19 protein-coding genes and 1 pseudogene are annotated in these 17,974 nt (G+C 41.1%); 12 read left to right on the plus strand and 8 right to left on the minus strand.

What is annotated here, in order from left to right; all coding sequences use genetic code 11:
* Positions 1–88: 88 nt before the first annotated feature.
* From epsC to ABLC00_RS07565, 3 genes are all read right to left on the minus strand, one after another.
* A complete protein-coding gene (gene epsC, locus ABLC00_RS07555) occupies positions 89–1,030 on the minus strand; it encodes a serine O-acetyltransferase EpsC (RefSeq protein WP_080775659.1) in 942 nt (313 codons plus the stop codon).
* 18 nt (positions 1,031–1,048) lie between these two features.
* Positions 1,049–1,558, minus strand: coding sequence for a rhodanese-like domain-containing protein (locus ABLC00_RS07560; RefSeq protein ID WP_017481583.1), 510 nt, complete (start codon positions 1,556–1,558; stop codon positions 1,049–1,051).
* A gap of 238 nt (positions 1,559–1,796) precedes the next feature.
* A complete protein-coding gene (locus tag ABLC00_RS07565; protein ID WP_033846365.1) occupies positions 1,797–2,534 on the minus strand; it encodes an SDR family oxidoreductase in 738 nt (245 codons plus the stop codon).
* Positions 2,535–2,659: 125 nt separating this feature from the next.
* Here ABLC00_RS07565 and ABLC00_RS07570 point away from each other — a divergent pair, with 125 nt between their 5' ends.
* The gene (locus ABLC00_RS07570; protein ID WP_033846364.1) at positions 2,660–3,580 is read left to right on the plus strand and encodes a LysR family transcriptional regulator; all 921 of its coding nucleotides are present in this window, start codon (positions 2,660–2,662) and stop codon (positions 3,578–3,580) included.
* Between the two features lie 37 nt (positions 3,581–3,617).
* Here ABLC00_RS07570 and yghU read toward each other — a convergent pair whose 3' ends face one another.
* The 3 genes from yghU to ABLC00_RS07585 all read right to left on the minus strand — a co-directional run bounded on the left by yghU (position 3,618) and on the right by ABLC00_RS07585 (position 6,164).
* Positions 3,618–4,478, minus strand: coding sequence for a glutathione-dependent disulfide-bond oxidoreductase (yghU, locus tag ABLC00_RS07575; protein ID WP_032011860.1), 861 nt, complete (start codon positions 4,476–4,478; stop codon positions 3,618–3,620).
* Positions 4,479–4,511: 33 nt separating this feature from the next.
* On the minus strand, positions 4,512–5,138 hold the full coding sequence (yfcF, locus tag ABLC00_RS07580; RefSeq protein ID WP_033846362.1) for a glutathione transferase: 627 nt from the start codon (positions 5,136–5,138) through the stop codon (positions 4,512–4,514).
* Positions 5,139–5,258: 120 nt separating this feature from the next.
* On the minus strand, positions 5,259–6,164 hold the full coding sequence (locus tag ABLC00_RS07585) for a LysR family transcriptional regulator (RefSeq protein WP_033846361.1): 906 nt from the start codon (positions 6,162–6,164) through the stop codon (positions 5,259–5,261).
* 110 nt (positions 6,165–6,274) lie between these two features.
* Here ABLC00_RS07585 and ABLC00_RS07590 point away from each other — a divergent pair, with 110 nt between their 5' ends.
* Complete coding sequence (locus tag ABLC00_RS07590; RefSeq protein WP_017392937.1) at positions 6,275–6,706, plus strand: CidA/LrgA family protein; 432 nt, start codon at positions 6,275–6,277, stop codon at positions 6,704–6,706.
* 13 nt (positions 6,707–6,719) lie between these two features.
* Positions 6,720–7,409, plus strand: a complete 690-nt coding sequence (locus tag ABLC00_RS07595; RefSeq protein WP_004887631.1) for an LrgB family protein — start codon at positions 6,720–6,722, stop codon at positions 7,407–7,409.
* Between the two features lie 7 nt (positions 7,410–7,416).
* On the opposite strand, the gene ABLC00_RS07600 is transcribed toward ABLC00_RS07595, so the two are convergent.
* Positions 7,417–8,907 carry a PLP-dependent aminotransferase family protein gene (locus tag ABLC00_RS07600; RefSeq protein WP_033846360.1) on the minus strand — a complete coding sequence of 497 codons (1,491 nt, stop codon included), beginning with the start codon at positions 8,905–8,907 and terminating at the stop codon, positions 7,417–7,419.
* A 115-nt stretch (positions 8,908–9,022) separates the two neighbouring features.
* Between ABLC00_RS07600 and ABLC00_RS07605 the strand changes: the two genes are divergently transcribed.
* Complete coding sequence (locus tag ABLC00_RS07605) at positions 9,023–9,658, plus strand: FMN-binding negative transcriptional regulator (RefSeq protein ID WP_033846359.1); 636 nt, start codon at positions 9,023–9,025, stop codon at positions 9,656–9,658.
* 42 nt (positions 9,659–9,700) lie between these two features.
* Positions 9,701–10,294, plus strand: coding sequence for a GNAT family N-acetyltransferase (locus tag ABLC00_RS07610; RefSeq protein WP_017392935.1), 594 nt, complete (start codon positions 9,701–9,703; stop codon positions 10,292–10,294).
* A gap of 7 nt (positions 10,295–10,301) precedes the next feature.
* Here ABLC00_RS07610 and ABLC00_RS07615 read toward each other — a convergent pair whose 3' ends face one another.
* Complete coding sequence (locus ABLC00_RS07615) at positions 10,302–11,489, minus strand: MFS transporter (RefSeq protein WP_033846358.1); 1,188 nt, start codon at positions 11,487–11,489, stop codon at positions 10,302–10,304.
* Between the two features lie 403 nt (positions 11,490–11,892).
* Between ABLC00_RS07615 and mdcA the strand changes: the two genes are divergently transcribed.
* The 7 genes and pseudogenes from mdcA to mdcH all read left to right on the plus strand — a co-directional run bounded on the left by mdcA (position 11,893) and on the right by mdcH (position 17,971).
* Positions 11,893–13,572, plus strand: coding sequence for a malonate decarboxylase subunit alpha (mdcA, locus tag ABLC00_RS07620; protein WP_033854266.1), 1,680 nt, complete (start codon positions 11,893–11,895; stop codon positions 13,570–13,572).
* Positions 13,572–14,457: pseudogene (locus tag ABLC00_RS07625) on the plus strand (triphosphoribosyl-dephospho-CoA synthase). The gene mdcA and the pseudogene ABLC00_RS07625 overlap by 1 nt, the downstream one beginning before the upstream one ends.
* A gap of 2 nt (positions 14,458–14,459) precedes the next feature.
* The gene (locus tag ABLC00_RS07630) at positions 14,460–14,759 is read left to right on the plus strand and encodes a malonate decarboxylase subunit delta (RefSeq protein WP_032011867.1); all 300 of its coding nucleotides are present in this window, start codon (positions 14,460–14,462) and stop codon (positions 14,757–14,759) included.
* Positions 14,752–15,603 (plus strand): biotin-independent malonate decarboxylase subunit beta, encoded by an 852-nt coding sequence (locus ABLC00_RS07635; RefSeq protein ID WP_033846355.1) that lies wholly within the window; start codon positions 14,752–14,754, stop codon positions 15,601–15,603. Before ABLC00_RS07630 ends, ABLC00_RS07635 begins: the two co-directional genes overlap by 8 nt.
* Positions 15,600–16,427: a biotin-independent malonate decarboxylase subunit gamma gene (gene mdcE, locus ABLC00_RS07640; protein WP_033854265.1), complete on the plus strand. Its 828-nt coding sequence runs from the start codon at positions 15,600–15,602 to the stop codon at positions 16,425–16,427. Before ABLC00_RS07635 ends, mdcE begins: the two co-directional genes overlap by 4 nt.
* Entirely contained in the window at positions 16,418–17,026 is a 609-nt protein-coding gene (locus ABLC00_RS07645; protein ID WP_080775660.1) for a malonate decarboxylase holo-ACP synthase, read from the plus strand. Before mdcE ends, ABLC00_RS07645 begins: the two co-directional genes overlap by 10 nt.
* A gap of 12 nt (positions 17,027–17,038) precedes the next feature.
* Positions 17,039–17,971, plus strand: a complete 933-nt coding sequence (gene mdcH / locus ABLC00_RS07650; RefSeq protein ID WP_033846353.1) for a malonate decarboxylase subunit epsilon — start codon at positions 17,039–17,041, stop codon at positions 17,969–17,971.
* The last annotated feature ends 3 nt before the right edge of the window (positions 17,972–17,974 follow it).

Consider the following 17,974-nt stretch of genomic DNA (forward strand, 5'->3'; position numbering starts at 1 on the left):
ATATTTAAACTAGAAATAAGCATTTTATTAATCTGCACGTTTTCTTTTTTATTTGTCTCCTTATCTATTTATTTCACATCTATAGTTTTTAACCGGCAATATGATTTTTTTGATAAGACTCATTTGGTGACTGTAAAATCTGGCTACCTGCTGCAACACTATGCGTAAGCCAGACATTTCCCCCAATAATGGACCCTCGACCAATCGTAATACGGCCTAAAATAGTCGCGCCTGCATAAATCACGACATCATCTTCAACAATCGGATGGCGTATATAATCTTTTTTCAAACCACCATCATCATTGGTTTCAAAGCGTTTTGCTCCAAGGGTCACGGCTTGATAAATACGAACGCGTTCCCCAATCACACAAGTCTCGCCAATCACCACACCCGTACCATGATCAATGAAAAAGCCTTTACCGATTTGTGCACCCGGATGAATATCAATACCTGTTGCAGAGTGAGCTAACTCCGAAATAATGCGTGACAATAAAGGCACTTGAGCATAGAGCTGATGCGCAATTCGGTGATAAATAATCGCAAATATGCCCGGATAGCAGAGTAGTACCTCATCTACACTATGTGCTGCTGGATCACCTTCATAAGCCGCCCGTACATCACCATCTAAAAGGCGTCGTATAGAGGGCAAAGTGTTGGCAAAATCCTGAACAATAGTTTGGGCAAGTTCTTGTGGTTGCTGGACTGTGCTTGAATGGCCCAAATGACGTTTTGCTTCATAATTTAAAGCCAGTTGTACTTGCGCATGTAAGGCTGTGAGTACTCGATTTAAAGTATAGGCAATATAAGAATCTTCAGTTTCTTGGCGTAAGTCAGCCGGGCCTAAACGCATTGGAAATAAAATGCCGCACAGGTCATCTAAAATGGCCTTTAAAGCTTCTTTAGATGGAAGTTCGCGGCCCCCAAATTCTTTTGTTCTGTGCTGTTGCTGACGCCAGTCATGCCTTGCTTGTTGTAAACCTTGTACAACCGCATTAATGTTCCATTGAGTCACAAGCTTTCCTTGATTCACTGAAAATTGATTGAAGTATTAGTCTTGTTGCCAAGGAAGTTGGTGGATGCGCCAGCCATTTTTCTGGTTACGCTGTTGTTGATCATTTAGATCACCTTCGAAGCCTTCAAGAACGTTATAAATGTGCTCAAAACCTGCATTAAATGCGGCTTCGGCAGCTTGTGCTGAACGGTTGCCACTACGACATAACAAAAGAATGGTTTTGTCTTTGCCAACTTTTGATTCAAGTTCTTTTAAAAAGCGTGGATTACGGTTAAACGATGTGCCTGTTGCCCATGCAACATGGATACTTTCAGGGACATAACCCACAAATTTGCGTTCTTCATTGGTACGCACATCAACTAAAACCGCTTCTCCTTGTTGTACGAGTTGCCATGCGTCAACAGGTGATAAACTGCCATTAAAATTTAGTTCATGTTCTTGTGCATATTGCTGTGCTTTAGCAAGAATATCTTCGGCCGAAAAGGATGTATTTGAACCATTTGAGATAAAACTTTGTGGAGTTTCAGTATTTAATTTAGCGTTCATTGAATATATCCTTATCTTTGATTCAGATTGTTAAGGTTCAATTTACGCGGTTTTAAATATAAGCAAAAATAAGGAATATCTATTTATATATATTATTTTGATAAATAAGAGTGGTGAATATTTTATATAAAACAGTATTAGTTAATCTTATAAAGTTATTAAAATAAAATAGATTTAAGAAATTTTAATAGTTAGTAAAAAACCGTGTGAATTAAAATAATCCACACGGTTTTAAATATTAAGCAAATCCACCATTTACTCGAATGACTTGAGAATTTACCCAACGTCCATCTGGACCAGTTAGCATGGCAACTACGCCAGCAATTTCGTCAGGTGTTCCGATTCGTTCCAATGGAGCAAGTTTTGCAATAGCCGCCACTTGCTCTTCAGTTTTTCCATTATAAAAAAGGTCAGTACCTGTCGGGCCGGGCGCAACTGCATTTACAGTGATATTGCGGCCACGTAATTCATTTGCTAAGACATGTACTAAACCTTCAACACCTGCTTTTGAAGCAATATAAGGACCATATGCTGGAAAAGATTTGGCAATTACACTGGTTGAAAGCGCAATAATCCGACCACCATCTGGCACCGTTTCGGCCGCATGCGCCAATATTAAAAATGCGCCACGTAAATTGGTATGAATCACTGTATCGAAATCTGGCAGGTTTTCAGGTGTAATTTTTGCCATATGCATAATGCCTGCGCTATGAACCACAACATCTAATTGACCGTTAATCGCTTTAGCTTCTTGAAATAAACGACTCACTTCATGTTCATTTGCAACGTCTGCTTGAATAGCAGAAGCTTGACCACCTTGCTCAATAATGTGTTCTACAGTGGCGTGGGCATGCACCTTATTGCCTGCATAGTTAACAATCACATAAAAGCCATCTTGAGCTAAACGTTCTGCAATAGCACGGCCAATACCACGTGATGCGCCAGTAATCAGAGCTGTCTTTTTTGAAATATTCATTTTTAGATTGCCTGTTTGAGTAAGTATGGCTTATTTTAATAATATAGAAATATGGGATAAATCGTTGGAATTGGATAAGATAATTCCATATGCGTTAATAATAGATAGGATTAAAAGCGAGCTCCATGGATAAATTTGATACCTTACAACTTTTTACCCGTATTGTAGAGCTGGGAAGCTTTAGTCAGGCAGCCGATCAACTGAATATCCCACGTGCTACAGCAAGTAATGCCATTAAAGAGTTAGAGAGTAATTTACAGTGCCGTTTATTAGAGCGGACGACTCGGCATGTAAGACCCTCACTAGATGGACAGGCATTTTATGAACGCTGTACACAAATATTATCGGAACTCGATGATGCAGAATCATCTTTACGCAATGTAATTGCTCAGCCCCGTGGTTTATTACGTGTCGATTTATCAGGCGCACATGCAACTAAAATTGTTTTACCTAATATTGATCAATTTCACGAGTTGTACCCCGACATTGAACTGGTAATTAGTACGGGTGATCGCTTGGTTGATCTGATTAGGGAAGGGATAGACTGTGTGGTGAGAGCGGGCCGTTTGGATGATTCCACTTTAATTGCTAGACATTTGGTGGATATGCCACAAGTGATTTGTGCGAGTCCTGACTATTTAAATAAACATGGAATGCCGCAGCAACCAGAAGAGTTGTTATCACACTATTGTGTCAATTTCTTTTCGACATCAGGCGGACGGAATTATCCATTTGAATTGATGGTGAATGGCAAAAAACAAGATTATTTTTTGAAAAGTTGGATCGCGGTAAATGACGCTGAAAACTATGTATTATCTGCCTTACAAGGGGCTGGCTTAATTCAAGTACCGCGCTACCATGTGGTAAATGAATTAAAAAATGGGCGGCTAGTTGAGGTTTTATCTGAGTGGGAAATCCCGAAGATGTCAGTTTCTGCTTTATATCCGCAGCATCGGCAGCTCTCGCCACGCGTACGAGTTTTTGTTGCTTGGCTGAGTGAGTTATATACGAGTTATTTTGCCAACTTTGAATACCCGCAAAAATGATATATCTTGCGGGTAAGTCAAAAACTGAATGATATTTTTAAGACTGATTCTGCAATTTATCTTGAGTCTTGGTCTCAAAATCACTCGCATCATGACGTTCATGTAACTGTGTAGCTAAATCACCAAAAGTACGGTTGACCATACGGCCACGTTGAACCGCAGGGCGCGCTAAAATCGCATCTGCCCAACGTTGAACATTTTTATATTGATCGACACCTAAAAACTCCGCGCCGTTATATACCCAGTTTTTAACAAGACCACCATACCAAGGGAATGCCGCAATATCAGCAATCGAATATTCAGAACCAGCCAAATATTCGTTTTTTGCCAGATGCTGATCCAACACATCAAGTAAACGCTTTGTTTCCATTGCAAAGCGGTTAATCGCATATTCAATTTTTAAGGGTGCATAAGCATAAAAATGCCCAAAACCGCCACCTAAGTAAGGTGCACTGCCCATTTGCCAGAATAACCAATTGAGGCATTCAGTACGTGCAGCAATATCAGTCGGAATAAACGCTTTAAATTTTTCAGCCAAGTAAAGCAAAATTGAGCCAGACTCAAACACTCTTAATGGCGGGTTTTGGCTATGGTCAACCAATGCCGGAATTTTAGAGTTTGGATTAATGTCTACAAAGCCACTGCCAAATTGCTGTCCTTCTCCGATTTTAATCAGCCAAGCATCATATTCAGCATCTTTATGTCCTAACGCTAAAAGCTCTTCAAGCAAAATAGTGACTTTTTGACCATTAGGCGTTGCTAAAGAGTAGAGCTGGAGCGGATGTTTTCCTACTGGAAGTGTATGTTCGTAACGAGCACCTGAGGTAGGTTGGTTTAAATCGGTTTTTTCTCCAGTCCATTGCCAAACTTGTGGAGGAATATAGTTTGAATCACTCATTTTTTATCTCATGTTTGGTGTAAATATAAGGGTTTAGTTATGTCGCAAGGCAAGCCATTTTTGTACGCTCGGACGTTGCCATTGCTGTAATGCATAGGTTTTTAGGTGCTCTGGTACAGCATCACCATTTTGAATAAGGCGTTGCAACATCAGGGCAAGTTCAGCATCTACAATGCTCCATGAACCAAAAAGAAATTCGGCATCAGACGCAAGAAGTTTTTCTGCAACAAAGAAAAGTTTCTCGGCTGCTTTTTTGCCTTCTTCTGAAAGTGGAGTGGACTTGGGCTGAATAAAAATAACATCGGTTGGACGTTCTGTTCTTAGTGCCACTAAGTCTGATCGAAGCCATGCTTGAATTTGACGTGCTCTTGCACGTGCTTGAATATCTTTTGGATAAATAGCTGTGTCTGGATAGAGCTCTTCGAGATATTCCAAAATGGCAGAAGATTCTGATAAGGCAAAATCGTTATGCTCAAGTACAGGCACTTTGGCAGTTAATGACTTTGCTACATAAGATTTTTCAAATTGGCCTTGCTGGCCTAAGTTGATGGTCGCTATTTCAAATGGAATTTGTTTTTCATGTAGCCCTACAAAAACAGTAAACGCATAGGGGCTTAGAAATTGTGAATCTGTGTATAGCTTAAAATGCTCATTATTCATTGTTATTGTCCATGTCATAAAACAATCGGATCTAGTCTAAGTGAGCTAAGCCAAGATTGGGTAGCTTTTTTGTGGAAAAGCTTTATTGGTTTTTGAATTAAGCCATTTCAGTGTTCAAAGTTAAGGCTTAACGTGCTGGAAATGCTCACGAACAATGTTCAGCCACGCTTGTACCGCTGGTGAGACAGGAAGATTTTTTTTCCAAGCCATGACTAAGTGCCACTGAATATTTGGTTTTTCAAGTGGTACTGCTGCAAATAAACTAGGGTCAAGCATGTCGGTATAATATTGGGGGAGAAGCGCAATCCCCATACGTTGTAACACCATATCTGCCAAAAGATGCCACTGGCTGGTACGGCAAGCAATGGTTGGGTAAAAACCATGCTGCTTACAGGCATCGAGAATAATACTGTTTAAAGAGAAATTTTCAGGAAACATTAAAAACGATTGGTGTTGTAGCTCTTCTAAATTTATTTTTTTGCGGGTTGCCCAAGTGGCATCACGACGCAAAAGGACCATTAAAGGGTAGTTACATAGCTCAATGCTATTAAAAGTTTGCTCATCAAAAGGCTGCAATAAAACGCCAACGTCTAACTCGTTATTGAGTAAAGCTTGTTCAATACCACGTGAACCCACTTCCATAAAAGCTAATTCAATAGCTGGCCATTGGCGATGAAAGTCAAACAGGGCTGTTGTTAGGATCTGGGAACCTAAAGGTGGAACGCCAAGTTTTAAAGTACCTGTTTTTAATTGTTGATAGTTTTCTATTTCAAGAAAGATGTTTTGTTCTGCCTTAAGAAGCTCGACCGCATGTTGATAAATACGCTCTCCAATTTCCGTTAATTCAATTTGTCTTTTTCGTCCATGATCGGGTTTGACCAAAAGTTGTACCTGAAGCTGTTCTTCGAGTTGTTGTAATATTTTACTAATGGTGGGCTGAGTCAAATATAACTCTTCAGCAGTGCGAGTAAAACTTTTAGTTTTTACCAGTGTAACGAAGCACTGTAATGATTTTAGAGAAAGCATAATAAAGAATAGATTATTCCATTTTGGAATAATATTAACATGAATAATTCATATTTAGCAGCTTTAACCAAGATAGCATAATGATGTAGTTAACCATTTAATTTCGAAAAATGAGTACTGAATCTGCTTCTGGAACACCCTTACAACCATCACTGTTCGTATTAGTTAAACAAATTCTCATTTTGGCTGGATTTTGGTGGATCGGATATCTCTTACATCAAAAACTCGGCGTCCCTGTCTCGGCGGGTATTTTAGGTATGTTTTTATTGCTTTTATGTCTGTTCTTTAAAATTATCAAAATGGATCAGGTAGCAATGGGAGCAACTGTGGTTTTAGGTGAGCTATTACTGTTTTTCGTGCCCGTTGTAGTTGCCGTAGTTCAGTATAAAACGCTGTTTATGACCGAAGGATGGCAAATTGTCTTGAGTATTGCCATTGGGACTATTTTAGTCATGCTAAGTACTTCGCTGACTATTCACTATTACAATCGTTTAAAAGCTTATTTACAAGCTCGAAAACGTCTTCAACATAAGCATATCTAGAGAGCAAAACGACATGAATATTTGGTCAATTCTTTGTCTCATCTGGACTTTGGTTGCCTATGTGGTGGCAAAGCGAATCTATCAGAAAAATCCAAAACTTTGGTTATCACCCGCAATTAGTGTGCCTGTACTCACCATTATTTTGATGACGATTTTTGGAATTTCATATCAAACTTATGCAGAAGATACGCAGTGGATTGTTAATTTGTTAGGACCAGCAACGGTTGCTTTTGCTGTACCAATTTATCGCTATCGGGAAACAATTCGTAAAAACCTTGGGGTTCTTTCGATTGCGATTATTGTGGGTATGAGTGTAGGTGTGATGTCTGCCTATGAGATGGCACAGTGGTTCCATTTTAGCCCTGAAGTGACCAACAGTTTGATGGCACGTTCTATTTCAACCCCATTTGCCATGATTCTAGCGGAAGATATTCACGGTTCGGCAGCATTGGTTTCACTATTTACCGTTATTACCGGTTTGGTTGGTATGATTTGCGGCGATGCGATTTTAGCGATTACTAAAATCCGTTCTAATGTAGCAAATGGAGCTGCCTTTGGTAATGCAGCTCATGGTTTTGGTACAGTCAGAGCACAGCAAAGAAATAGTGAAGAAGGTGTAATTGCGAGTTTAACTATGGTCATCGCTGGTATTTTAATGGTGTTGATTGGGCCATTTGCGATTCATCTATGGTTGATGTTGTAAGCTTGGGTTAAGACGGTTTGTCATGTTGTTGAATAATTTTTGATAGTTTTTTAATGGCTTGTTGCATCTGTTCGGGTTCAAAATCACCTAAGCCAACAATTAAACCCGGACGTTGTTGCTCTTTTGAAAATGTTGGTGAAATTGCTTTAACGGCAATACCTGCATCGACTGCCGAGCTTGCAACGTCAATATCATTAATATGATGAGCAAGCCATAACACCATATGCATGCCTTGATCACCCGGCTGTAACCAAGCCAGTTCTTGAGGTATATGTTTTTCAATCAAGCCAATAATGTATTGCCGAACTTCCGCATAAACATGTCGAGTACGTCGAATATGTCGTTCTAAATAGCCTTCTTGAATAAAAGCAGCTAAAACGTGTTGGTCAGCAGCAGGTGGGTGTCTATCAATTAATACTCTGAGCCCACAAAAAGGTGCCACCAGTTCTTTAGGCAATACGGCATAGCCAAGCCTAAGCGATGGAAATAGAACTTTGCTGAAAGTGCCAAGATAAATGACTTGGTTGGGTGCCATACCTTGTAAAGATGGAAAGGGCTGGCCGTTATAACGAAGTTCACTGTCATAGTCATCTTCAATGATCCATGCTTTTTGCTGTTTTGCCCAAGCCAATAAAGCTGTGCGTCTTGCTAGACTCATTGGCATGCCAAGTGGATATTGGTGAGATGGTGTCACAAAAGCAGCACGCGCATGTTTTGAAAGTTTAATCCCAGTTTCAACTTGAATACCTTCTTCATCGACAGGAACACGTACCGTACGGATATTTTTTACGGCATGTTCAAAAATGGCTGTGGTACCACGATAAGCCGGATCTTCTATCCAGACTTCATCTTTCGTTTCAAATAAAATCTGGCTGCAAATATAAAGTGCCTGTTGAATGCCTGGTGTAATCACGATTTGTTCAGGTTCACAGTGTACAGAGCGGGATCGACGTACATAGTCTGCTATAGCGATTCTTAATGATAACACCCCTTGAGGTTCACCATAACCTGACGGAGCACCAGCCCCTCGAGATCTAAATTTATTACCAAACTTACGCCAAATATCACTCGGTTGAGTACGAGCAATCGGAACAGACACTGCAAAAGGGGCATGAGGAAGGGGTTTAAACTCTTTGAGTACCTCGGCATAACAAAGAGCTGATTTGGTTAAAGGGATGGAGCTAGAAATTGTTTCTTTCTGGGAAGATTCCAATACAGTTTTTTTAGTTAAGGCATGTGATACATAAGTGCCAATTCGGGCTTGTGAAGAAAAAACACCTTCAGCTAAAAGCTGATCGTAAGCTTCGATAATTGTTCCACGAGCGACTTCAAGTGTTTGAGCCAGCTCACGCGAAGATGGTAAAGGGTCGCCGGGTTGTAAATCACCACTTTGTACAGCTTCACGCAAGGCTTGGGTCAGTTGAGCACTTATCTTTCCTTTGCTTTTATCAATCTTTGCAATCGACGGAAGTTCAACAACTTTTGCCATTCTTGCCATAATTCTGGTCTACTTAAAAAAATACAAAGTGGTTCTTTTTAATAAACCACATAAACCAGAAAATTTACAACACAAAATATAAATAACCCTGAGATTTACAGTGAGGTTTTGAGCCATGTATATCCCCGATGATTATGCAGAAAACCGTTTGGATGTTTTGCATTCTCTTATTACAGAATATCCGTTTGGTGTGCTTTTTACTCATGGAAGTAATGGCTTAGATGCAAACCATCTTCCTTTTGAACTTCAGAAAAATGAAGGGAAGTTTGGCGCTCTACATGCGCATGTGTCTCGAGTGAATCCTGTCTGGCATAACATTAAAAATGGAGATGAGGTGTTGGTCGTGTTCCAAGCCGGTGATGCTTATATTTCACCAAACTGGTACCCATCCAAACATGAACAGCACAGACAAGTGCCGACGTGGAATTATAGGGTTGTGCATGCTTATGGCAAAGTAACAGTTCACGATGATGAACGTTATGTTCGCGGTGTGGTGGCTCGTTTAACCCGTAGCCATGAAGCTTCTCAACCTGAACCCTGGAAAATGTCAGATGCACCAAAGGACTATCTTGAACCGATGTTAAAGGCGATTGTGGGAATAGAAATTGAAATTACTAAGCTTCAAGGCCAATTAAAATTGGGGCAAAACAAAGAACGTCGAGACATTTTAGGTGCGGCAGATGGCCTATCAAAATCTGGTCATCAAACCATAGCAGACGCTATGTATAGTGTGGCTGATTTAAATAAATAACTTTGGAAATATAAAAGCTTAATATTAATGGAGGAGATAAAGATGGCTTGGATTACACCTGTTGAGTTGGTAGGCGAACACGTTATTTTAAAGCCACTAGATGTCACTCAAGCTGAATCGCTGGCAGAGGCCGTTTGCGATGGGGAACTCTATAATCTTTGGTATACCCGTGTGCCAAGACCTGAACAGATGACTGCTGAAATTGAAAGACGTCTTGGTTTACAAAAATCTGGTTCTATGTTGCCATTTTATATTGAAGACCGAAAAACGGGACGAGCGCTTGGCATGACAACTTTAATGCATATTGAAGAAGCGCATCGCCGTGTCGAAATTGGTTCGACGTGGTACCGCAAATCTGCACAGCGTACACCTGTCAATACTGAATGTAAAAAACTACTGTTAGCCCATGCATTTGAGACTTTAAACTGTATTGCGGTTGAATTACGCACATCTTCTTTAAATGTTCAAAGTCAAGCCGCGATTGTACGCTTAGGTGCAAAGCTCGATGGTGTGCTAAGAAGCCATCAAATTGTGAAAGATGATATTTTACGGGACACTCATGTTTATAGCATTTTAAAACATGAGTGGCCTGCGGTTCGCCAAAATCTGGAATGGATGTTGAATAAACCTCGATAGAAAAGATTTAAACAAACTGCTTTTCTCTTTTTTGGCTTAGCCAAAAGAGAGAAGCTGCGGCAATCATCAACCATGGTATTAACGCTATGTTCATTGCTTTCCAGCCAAATAAATCCAGTAAAGCACCTGCACTAAACGAACAAATCAAACCGACAACAAAAACGGTCATGTCGTTAATGGCTTGGGCCTTGGCTTTTTCAATCGCAGAATAAGTTCCTGTGAGTAAAGAAGTACTGCCAATAAATAAAAAGTTCCATCCCACGCCTAATAAAATTAAAGAAATAGCAAAAGATGTGAACTGAATACCTGAGAGAGCAAATCCGATATAGCAGGCAAATAATAAAAGACCTGCAAACATGATTTTAAGCACACCAAAGCGAGCAATTAAGTTTCCAGTAAAGAATGAAGGTAGGAACATACCAAGTACATGCAATTGAATGACTGTCGTAATCGTGCCTAGTTCATGCTGTGAATGTCGCATAGCAATGGGTGTAGCAGTCATACATAAAATCATAATGCCATAACCTGTGATTGCACCAAACAGAGCAACCAAATAAGTGGGTTGAAAGACAATCTGATGCCACGGGCGACCAGCAGTAAAGTCAGAATTTTGCTCAACTGTATCGGCAATATGTAGGCTAGATAAAATGCCCATTGCCACAAGTGAAATGATACTAATAATTAAAAATGAACCGATATATTCCACATGTTGGAATAAGGGTCCACCAAAGCGGGCTAAAGTTGGGCCAATCAGTGCTGCAACAATTCCACCTGCCATCACCCAAGAAATAGCACGTGAACGGAATGCATCATCTGCAACTTCACTAGCAGCAAAACGATAAAACTGAGCGAAGGATTGATATGCGCCAACACATAGTGTGCCTAAGGCAAGAAGTATGAGTGAACTATAAAAAATACCGATTGATGCAATAATGCCGCCGAGCACACCTAAAAAAGCACCGAATAGAAAACCGTTACGCCGCCCTATACGTGCCATCAACATTGAAGCAGGGAACATCATTAAAGCTGTACCCAAAAACATAGATGCGATGGGTAGGGTTGCAAGTGTAGGGGTATTTGAGATATTGGCCCCAGCCAAGCCACCAATGGTCATGACCATGATAGAAACAGTTTGAAAAAGTGATTGGGAACTCGCCAAAATTAATACTTGGCGGTGCATGGTGTTTTGAAGCATGAGAGCCTTTAATTATATGTGTTAATAGATGAGTCTGGGTGCTGAGTTTTTATATAGTAAGCAAGTATCAACAGCTCAGCTTGAAAATGTTGAGGTGTTTCTGGTGGCAGGCATAACAATATTTCTTTTTCATAAACTATTTCTTATCAAGTAATTGTAGCTGAATAATCAGGGTTAATATTCTATCATCTGATAATTTGACACAAAACATTTGAGCATCGTTTTTTCTAAATAAGCATTGATATACACGACGTTTATTGGATTTATTCTTTCAGATCATTTTAGTCAATTTACATTTAATCGTTAACCTGAGGTTAATAACAACTCATGTAGGTTGATTGATCGAAATTTCATAAAGCGTTTTTATAGATTCAGAACAAAACTGCGATCTATAGGTAAGTACATGGAAGGATCAGTTCAGAATAAAGAACGGTTATGGACAAAGCGGCGTCATGCCAAACAACTAAAACTAGAGATGGCAAACCAATATACCGATGGTGTAGTCATTCCAACTCAAGACATTATTAAAGTTTTAGAAACCTTAATTACACCGGGTGACAAAGTTGTACTCGAAGGAAATAACCAAAAGCAGGCAGATTTTTTATCGCGTTCTTTGGCACAAACCAACCCAGATATTTTGCACGATTTACATATGATCATGCCAAGTGTGGGACGTTCGGAACATCTCGATCTGTTTGAAAAAGGCATTGCGCGTAAACTCGATTTTTCTTTTGCTGGCCCACAAAGTTTACGTATTAGCCAGTTAATCGAAGATGGACTATTAGAGATTGGTGCCATTCATACCTATATCGAGTTGTATTCACGTTTGGTGGTTGACCTTATTCCAAATGTAGTCCTCTCAGCGGGTTTTATGGCAGACCGTCAAGGCAATATCTATACAGGGCCAAGTACCGAAGATTCTCCAGCACTTATTGAACCTGCGGCGTTTAGTGACGGTATTGTTATTGTTCAGGTCAATGAACTAGTAGATGATGTTTCAGAGTTACCACGTGTCGATATTCCTGCTTCTTGGGTTGATTATGTGGTGGTGGCAGATCAGCCATTTTATATCGAACCCTTATTTACTCGTGACCCGAAACACATCAAGCCAGTGCATGTGCTTATGGCCATGATGGCTATTCGCGGAATTTATGAAAAGCATAATGTGCAATCTCTAAACCATGGCATTGGTTTTAACACTGCGGCAATTGAACTAATTTTACCGACTTATGGTGAGACTTTAGGTTTAAAAGGAAAAATTTGCCGAAATTGGACACTGAATCCGCATCCAACCTTGATTCCAGCCATTGAAACAGGTTGGGTAGAAAGCGTGCATTGTTTTGGTACCGAACTCGGTATGGAAAAATATGTTGCTGCTCGACCTGATGTTTTCTTTACAGGTCGTGATGGCGCTTTACGTTCCAACCGTATGATGTGTCAGCTTGCAGGGCAATACGCTGTTGATTTATTTATTGGTGCAACTTTGCAAGTTGATGGCATGGGCCATTCTTCGACTGTTACCAAAGGCCGTTTAGCTGGTTTCGGTGGTGCACCAAACATGGGGCATGATCCGCGTGGTCGTCGTCACGATACACCTGCATGGCTAGATATGCGTTTGCAAGGTGCCAATGAAACTGAAACCTATTTGGCACGTGGTAAAAAGTTAGTTGTACAAATGGTGGAAACCTTCCAAGAGGGTGGTAAGCCAACTTTTGTAGATCGTCTCGATGCGATTGATGTGGCTAAAACAGCAGGCTTACCTTTAGCACCGATCATGATTTATGGCGATGATGTCACTCACTTACTCACTGAAGAAGGAATTGCTTATCTATATAAAGCAAGCAGCCAAGAAGAACGTCAAGCCATGATTGCTGCGGTAGCAGGTGTGACCAGTATTGGTTTAACTCAAGATCCGAAAACAACTGCACGTTTAAGACGTGAAGGTTTGGTGGTATTCCCTGAAGATTTAGGTATTCGCCGTACCGATGCCACACGTGAACTTTTAGCGGCGAAAAATATTGCTGACCTGGTGACATGGTCAGATGGTTTATATCAACCACCTGCAAAATTCAGGAGTTGGTAATGATGGCGCAAGTTCAATATCAAACGCTCAGCGATAGTCAGATTTTGGCAGATATAGCAGTAGAAGCTTTGATTGATGAAGTGAATCTGACACCAAAACCAGCTTTGGTAGATCGCCGTGGTAGTGGTGCACATGATGACCTGACTTTGGAATTAATGGAGTGCTCTGCAAGAAGTTTAGGGCCGATGTTCGATGCAATGGCCCAAGCTGCAAAGCATCATGGAAAAGTTTGTTTGGCCTTGCGTGAAGATATTGGTGAAATTGGTCGCCAAGGTGAAAAGACCATGATGTTGGCAACAAATGGCGTCAACACACACCGCGGCGCAATTTGGGCCTTAGGGTTAATGGTTACGGCAGCAGCAGTAGCACACACGAATCAACAATATTTATCGGCTGTTGAGCTATGCCAGTTAGCAGGCCAGATTGCCCAGCTTGAAGATCGCTTTATTCCAAAGCAGGCTTTGAGTCATGGCCAGCAAGTACAGAAAAAATTAGGCATCTTAGGTGCCAAAGAACAGGCACAACAAGGTTTTCCAACGATTGTGAATTTTGGTTTAAAGCAGCTTTATCAAAGTCGCAGTAAACCCATGAAAGAAGAGTTCGCTCGTCTAGATGCATTACTTGCCATGATGACTGACCTGACCGATACCTGTGTGCTTTATCGCTCGGGAACATCCGGTTTAAAGCGTATGCAACAAGGTGCTCAGCAAGTACTCGATTTAGGTGGCAGCTCAAGCTTGGAAGGTCGACGTGCTTTGCATCTTTTAGAAATTGATCTGCTGCGGATGAAAGCCTCTGCTGGTGGTGCAGCAGATTTGTTGGCAGCAACATTATTTATAGATCGTGTTGAGCAGACATCTGTCAAAAAATAAAGAAGGATTTTGATTATGGAAACACTTCATTTTGAATTTGTGGCGACAAAGCCACCTGTAAAAAAAGCACTAGTAGGATGTGTTGGCTCGGGCGATTTAGAAATTTTGATGGAACCTGGTGAAACAGGCAAAGCTTCTATTCAGGTAGTGACTTCGGTAGATGGCAGTGCGGCACGTTGGCACAATCTTTTTGAACGGATTTTTACTGCGCAAATACCGCCAGCGGTCAATATTGATATCCATGATTTTGGTGCAACTCCCGGTGTCGTTCGCTTACGTCTGGAACAAGCATTAGAGGAGATTGCCCATGACTGATATTCAAAGCTTGTTAAATAAACAAGATTTTATTGAACTCAGCGCAAGAGAGCGTGCTAAAGCATTATTAGATGAAGGGACTTTTCGAGAGTTACTCGACCCATTTGCCCGTGTTATGTCACCTTGGTTGGTTCAGCAAAATATTGTGCCGCAAGCCGATGATGGTGTAGTGATTGTAAAGGGAACTATTCAAGAACGCCCAGTGGTTCTAATTTCTATTGAAGGCTTATTTCAAGGTGGAAGTTTAGGCGAGGTGGGCGGTGCCAAAATTGCGGGTGCCTTAGAACTTGCGGTTGAAGACAATCTGAAAGGCATTCCAACAGCAGCAATCTTACTTTTAGAAACAGGCGGCGTTCGTTTACAAGAAGCAAATCTGGGCTTGGCTGCAATTGCTGAAATTCAGGCTGCAATTGTGAACTTACGTCAGTATCAACCCGTGATTGCTGTGGTTGCAGGCAGTGTAGGGTGTTTCGGCGGTATGTCAATTGCAGCTGGACTATGTAGCTATATTGTAATGACACAAGAAGGACGTTTAGGTTTAAATGGTCCCCAAGTGATAGAACAAGAAGCTGGTGTACAAGAATATAACGCCAAAGATCGTCCATTTATATGGAGTATTACGGGTGGTAACCAGCGCTTCGCGAGTGGTTTGGTAGATGCTCATGTAGATGATGATCGCCAGAAAATTCGTCAGCAAGTTATCGATTATTTAACTCAAGGTGTGCCTCAGCAGCACCGTAGTTCAAATTACTCATTCTATTTAGAAAAGCTACAACAAGTTGATACTGCTGAACAGATTACCCCAGCACAAGTTCAAGCTTTGTATCAAGGAGAACAAGCATGAATATCGCCGTTGATACATTAAAAGCTTCTACTCGTGGTGCGCATTGGTTTAAAGCACTCACGCAGGATTTTAAGACAGTTGAAGGTTTTCCAGCTTCTGTTTGGGTAGCTGATGGTCAGATCGATCAGCAAGCGGTGCGTGTGATTGCAGTTGTGCAAGACAGCAATAATCTGTTCCCACGGGCAAAACAAGGTGAAGTTGGACTCTTGGAAGGCTGGAACTTGGCAAAAGCAGTTGATGACGTGATTCAAGCCGATGCAAAGGCTGAAACTAAACGCGGTATTTTATGTCTGGTTGATGTCCCAAGTCAGGCCTATGGGCGCCGCGAAGAATTATTAGGTATTCATCAAGCTTTAGCGGGTGCAGTAGATAGCTATGCTAGAGCCAGATTAGCAGGCCATCCAATTGTGAGTTTATTGGTTGGTAAGTCGATGTCTGGTGCTTTTTTGGCGCATGGATATCAAGCCAATCGTATTATTGCCTTAAAAGATTCAGGTGTTATGGTGCATGCAATGGGTAAAGAATCTGCTGCACGCGTTACCTTACGGTCAGTTGATGAGTTAGAGCAATTGGCATCAAGCATTCCACCAATGGCTTATGACATTGAAAGTTATGCCACGCTTGGTTTGTTATCGGAACTACTATCTGTTGAAAACCCTGAACAACCGACAAATGATGATCTTTTGTTAGCGAAGCAGGTGATTGCTCAAACGTTTAAAGAAATTAATGCTGATCAATCTAAAGGATTGGAACAAAGACTTCACGGCCAAAACCGTCAAATGTCTAAAAGGGTCCGTGAATTATTGCGTGAGCAATGGTCATGAAACTTAAGCTTGAAGCCCATGATTTACTGTGGGGTATGACGGTCGATTGCTTGGCCGATGATGCCCCACTTTGGGTGAAAGAGGTGTTACTACGCGGTGATCCCGTTGTAATTCGACGGGAAATTACTCCTGAAGATCAGGTGGCTGTGGGTATAAGAGGACAATTTCGCTATCAACGATATGCAGCGCAAATGCCAAGATCTCTAATTAGCAGACAACTTAAACCTGAAGCACTAGCTGAAGTAAATCCAAGTCACTTTAAACACTTGGCAGAACGTTTACAGAGCATTTCTAGCATTATGAAAAATTTTTCAGGATGTTGGGGATATACAGGAAGTTTCGGGTTTGAACTGGCAACAGGCATTAAAACAGTAACCCCGCAAAGTGATATAGATCTGTTGATTCGAACGGAACAACCTTTTGCTAAAAAGCAGGCGATTGAGCTACTCGAAAATTTTCACCAAGCCGGGCTCAATGTGGATATACAGTTTCAACTTCCACAAGGTGGTTTGGCGTTAAAAGAATGGGCGAGAAATAGCGGAAAAGTTCTATTGAAACGTCCTGATGGTGCTGTTTTAGTGGAAAACCCATGGAATTAGGGAACAGATATCATGGCTTCAATTTGGGTCTATCCGGGTCAAGGTGTGCAACGAAGCAATATGTTGCACGGTTTACCTCAAACCGCTCTGGTCAAAGAATACCTTGAGCGTGCATCGGATGCACTTAAAGAAGATGTCTTGGTGCTGGACAGTTCGGCAGCATTACAGTCAACGCGTGCAGTACAGCTGTGTTTGCTTATTTCCGGTGTGGTGAGTTCTGCACTATTAACTGCGGAAAACTTAACACCAGATTATGTTGCAGGTTTATCAATTGGTGCATGGTCAGCGGCGGTTGTAGCAGGAGTTTTAGCCTTTGAGGATGCCGTTCGTTTGGTTGCCTATCGCGGTGAACTCATGCAAAACGCCTATCCGGTTGGCTATGGTATGACCGCCTTGATTGGTGCAGATCGTTCAGTAGTAGAAGTATGGGTGAAACAAGTTTATGAAATAACGCCAGAGGTGTTTGTCGCAAATATTAATGCACATAACCAGATCGTTATTTCAGGAAGTTTTGAAGCCATGAACCAAGTTGCTATTTTGGCAAAGCAACAAGGTGTGGTGGCAAAAAAATTAGATGTATCGGTGCCATCGCACTGTGAATTATTAAGTCAGCAAGCAAAGCAACTTGCAGCGTCTATGGAGGGAGTCACTTTAAATCAACCTAAAATTCGATATTTAAGTGGTTCAACGGCTCGTACACTTAGCAGCCCAGAACAGATTAGAGATGACTTAGCTTTTAATATGAGTCGAACTGTAGATTGGGAAAGTACCATCCAAGCTGCATGGGAGCGAGGTGTAAGGTTGCAGATCGAAGCTTTACCGGGAACGGTGCTTACTACACTTGCACGTCGAACATTTAAAGAAGGAACTGTATTGTCATTTCAGGGAACACGTTTAGACAGCATTCAATTGGCAATGCAAAACGAAAATAAAGCTTCTTTGTAATTA

This window comes from Acinetobacter nosocomialis (genome assembly GCF_041021905.1).
GTDB lineage: Bacteria > Pseudomonadota > Gammaproteobacteria > Pseudomonadales > Moraxellaceae > Acinetobacter > Acinetobacter nosocomialis.

Coding starts and splice junctions, on each gene's coding strand:
- ABLC00_RS07635 (WP_033846355.1), top strand. CDS start 14,752: ATGACTGATATTCAAAGCTTGTTAAATAAACAAGATTTTATTGAACTC.
- mdcE (WP_033854265.1), top strand. CDS start 15,600: ATGAATATCGCCGTTGATACATTAAAAGCTTCTACTCGTGGTGCGCAT.
- yfcF (WP_033846362.1), bottom strand. CDS start 5,138: ATGAATAATGAGCATTTTAAGCTATACACAGATTCACAATTTCTAAGC.
- ABLC00_RS07645 (WP_080775660.1), top strand. CDS start 16,418: ATGGTCATGAAACTTAAGCTTGAAGCCCATGATTTACTGTGGGGTATG.
- mdcH (WP_033846353.1), top strand. CDS start 17,039: ATGGCTTCAATTTGGGTCTATCCGGGTCAAGGTGTGCAACGAAGCAAT.
- ABLC00_RS07570 (WP_033846364.1), top strand. CDS start 2,660: ATGGATAAATTTGATACCTTACAACTTTTTACCCGTATTGTAGAGCTG.
- ABLC00_RS07615 (WP_033846358.1), bottom strand. CDS start 11,489: ATGCTTCAAAACACCATGCACCGCCAAGTATTAATTTTGGCGAGTTCC.
- ABLC00_RS07600 (WP_033846360.1), bottom strand. CDS start 8,907: ATGGCAAGAATGGCAAAAGTTGTTGAACTTCCGTCGATTGCAAAGATT.
- ABLC00_RS07590 (WP_017392937.1), top strand. CDS start 6,275: ATGAGTACTGAATCTGCTTCTGGAACACCCTTACAACCATCACTGTTC.
- mdcA (WP_033854266.1), top strand. CDS start 11,893: ATGGAAGGATCAGTTCAGAATAAAGAACGGTTATGGACAAAGCGGCGT.
- ABLC00_RS07610 (WP_017392935.1), top strand. CDS start 9,701: ATGGCTTGGATTACACCTGTTGAGTTGGTAGGCGAACACGTTATTTTA.
- ABLC00_RS07630 (WP_032011867.1), top strand. CDS start 14,460: ATGGAAACACTTCATTTTGAATTTGTGGCGACAAAGCCACCTGTAAAA.
- yghU (WP_032011860.1), bottom strand. CDS start 4,478: ATGAGTGATTCAAACTATATTCCTCCACAAGTTTGGCAATGGACTGGA.
- ABLC00_RS07560 (WP_017481583.1), bottom strand. CDS start 1,558: ATGAACGCTAAATTAAATACTGAAACTCCACAAAGTTTTATCTCAAAT.
- ABLC00_RS07605 (WP_033846359.1), top strand. CDS start 9,023: ATGTATATCCCCGATGATTATGCAGAAAACCGTTTGGATGTTTTGCAT.
- ABLC00_RS07565 (WP_033846365.1), bottom strand. CDS start 2,534: ATGAATATTTCAAAAAAGACAGCTCTGATTACTGGCGCATCACGTGGT.
- ABLC00_RS07595 (WP_004887631.1), top strand. CDS start 6,720: ATGAATATTTGGTCAATTCTTTGTCTCATCTGGACTTTGGTTGCCTAT.
- ABLC00_RS07585 (WP_033846361.1), bottom strand. CDS start 6,164: ATGCTTTCTCTAAAATCATTACAGTGCTTCGTTACACTGGTAAAAACT.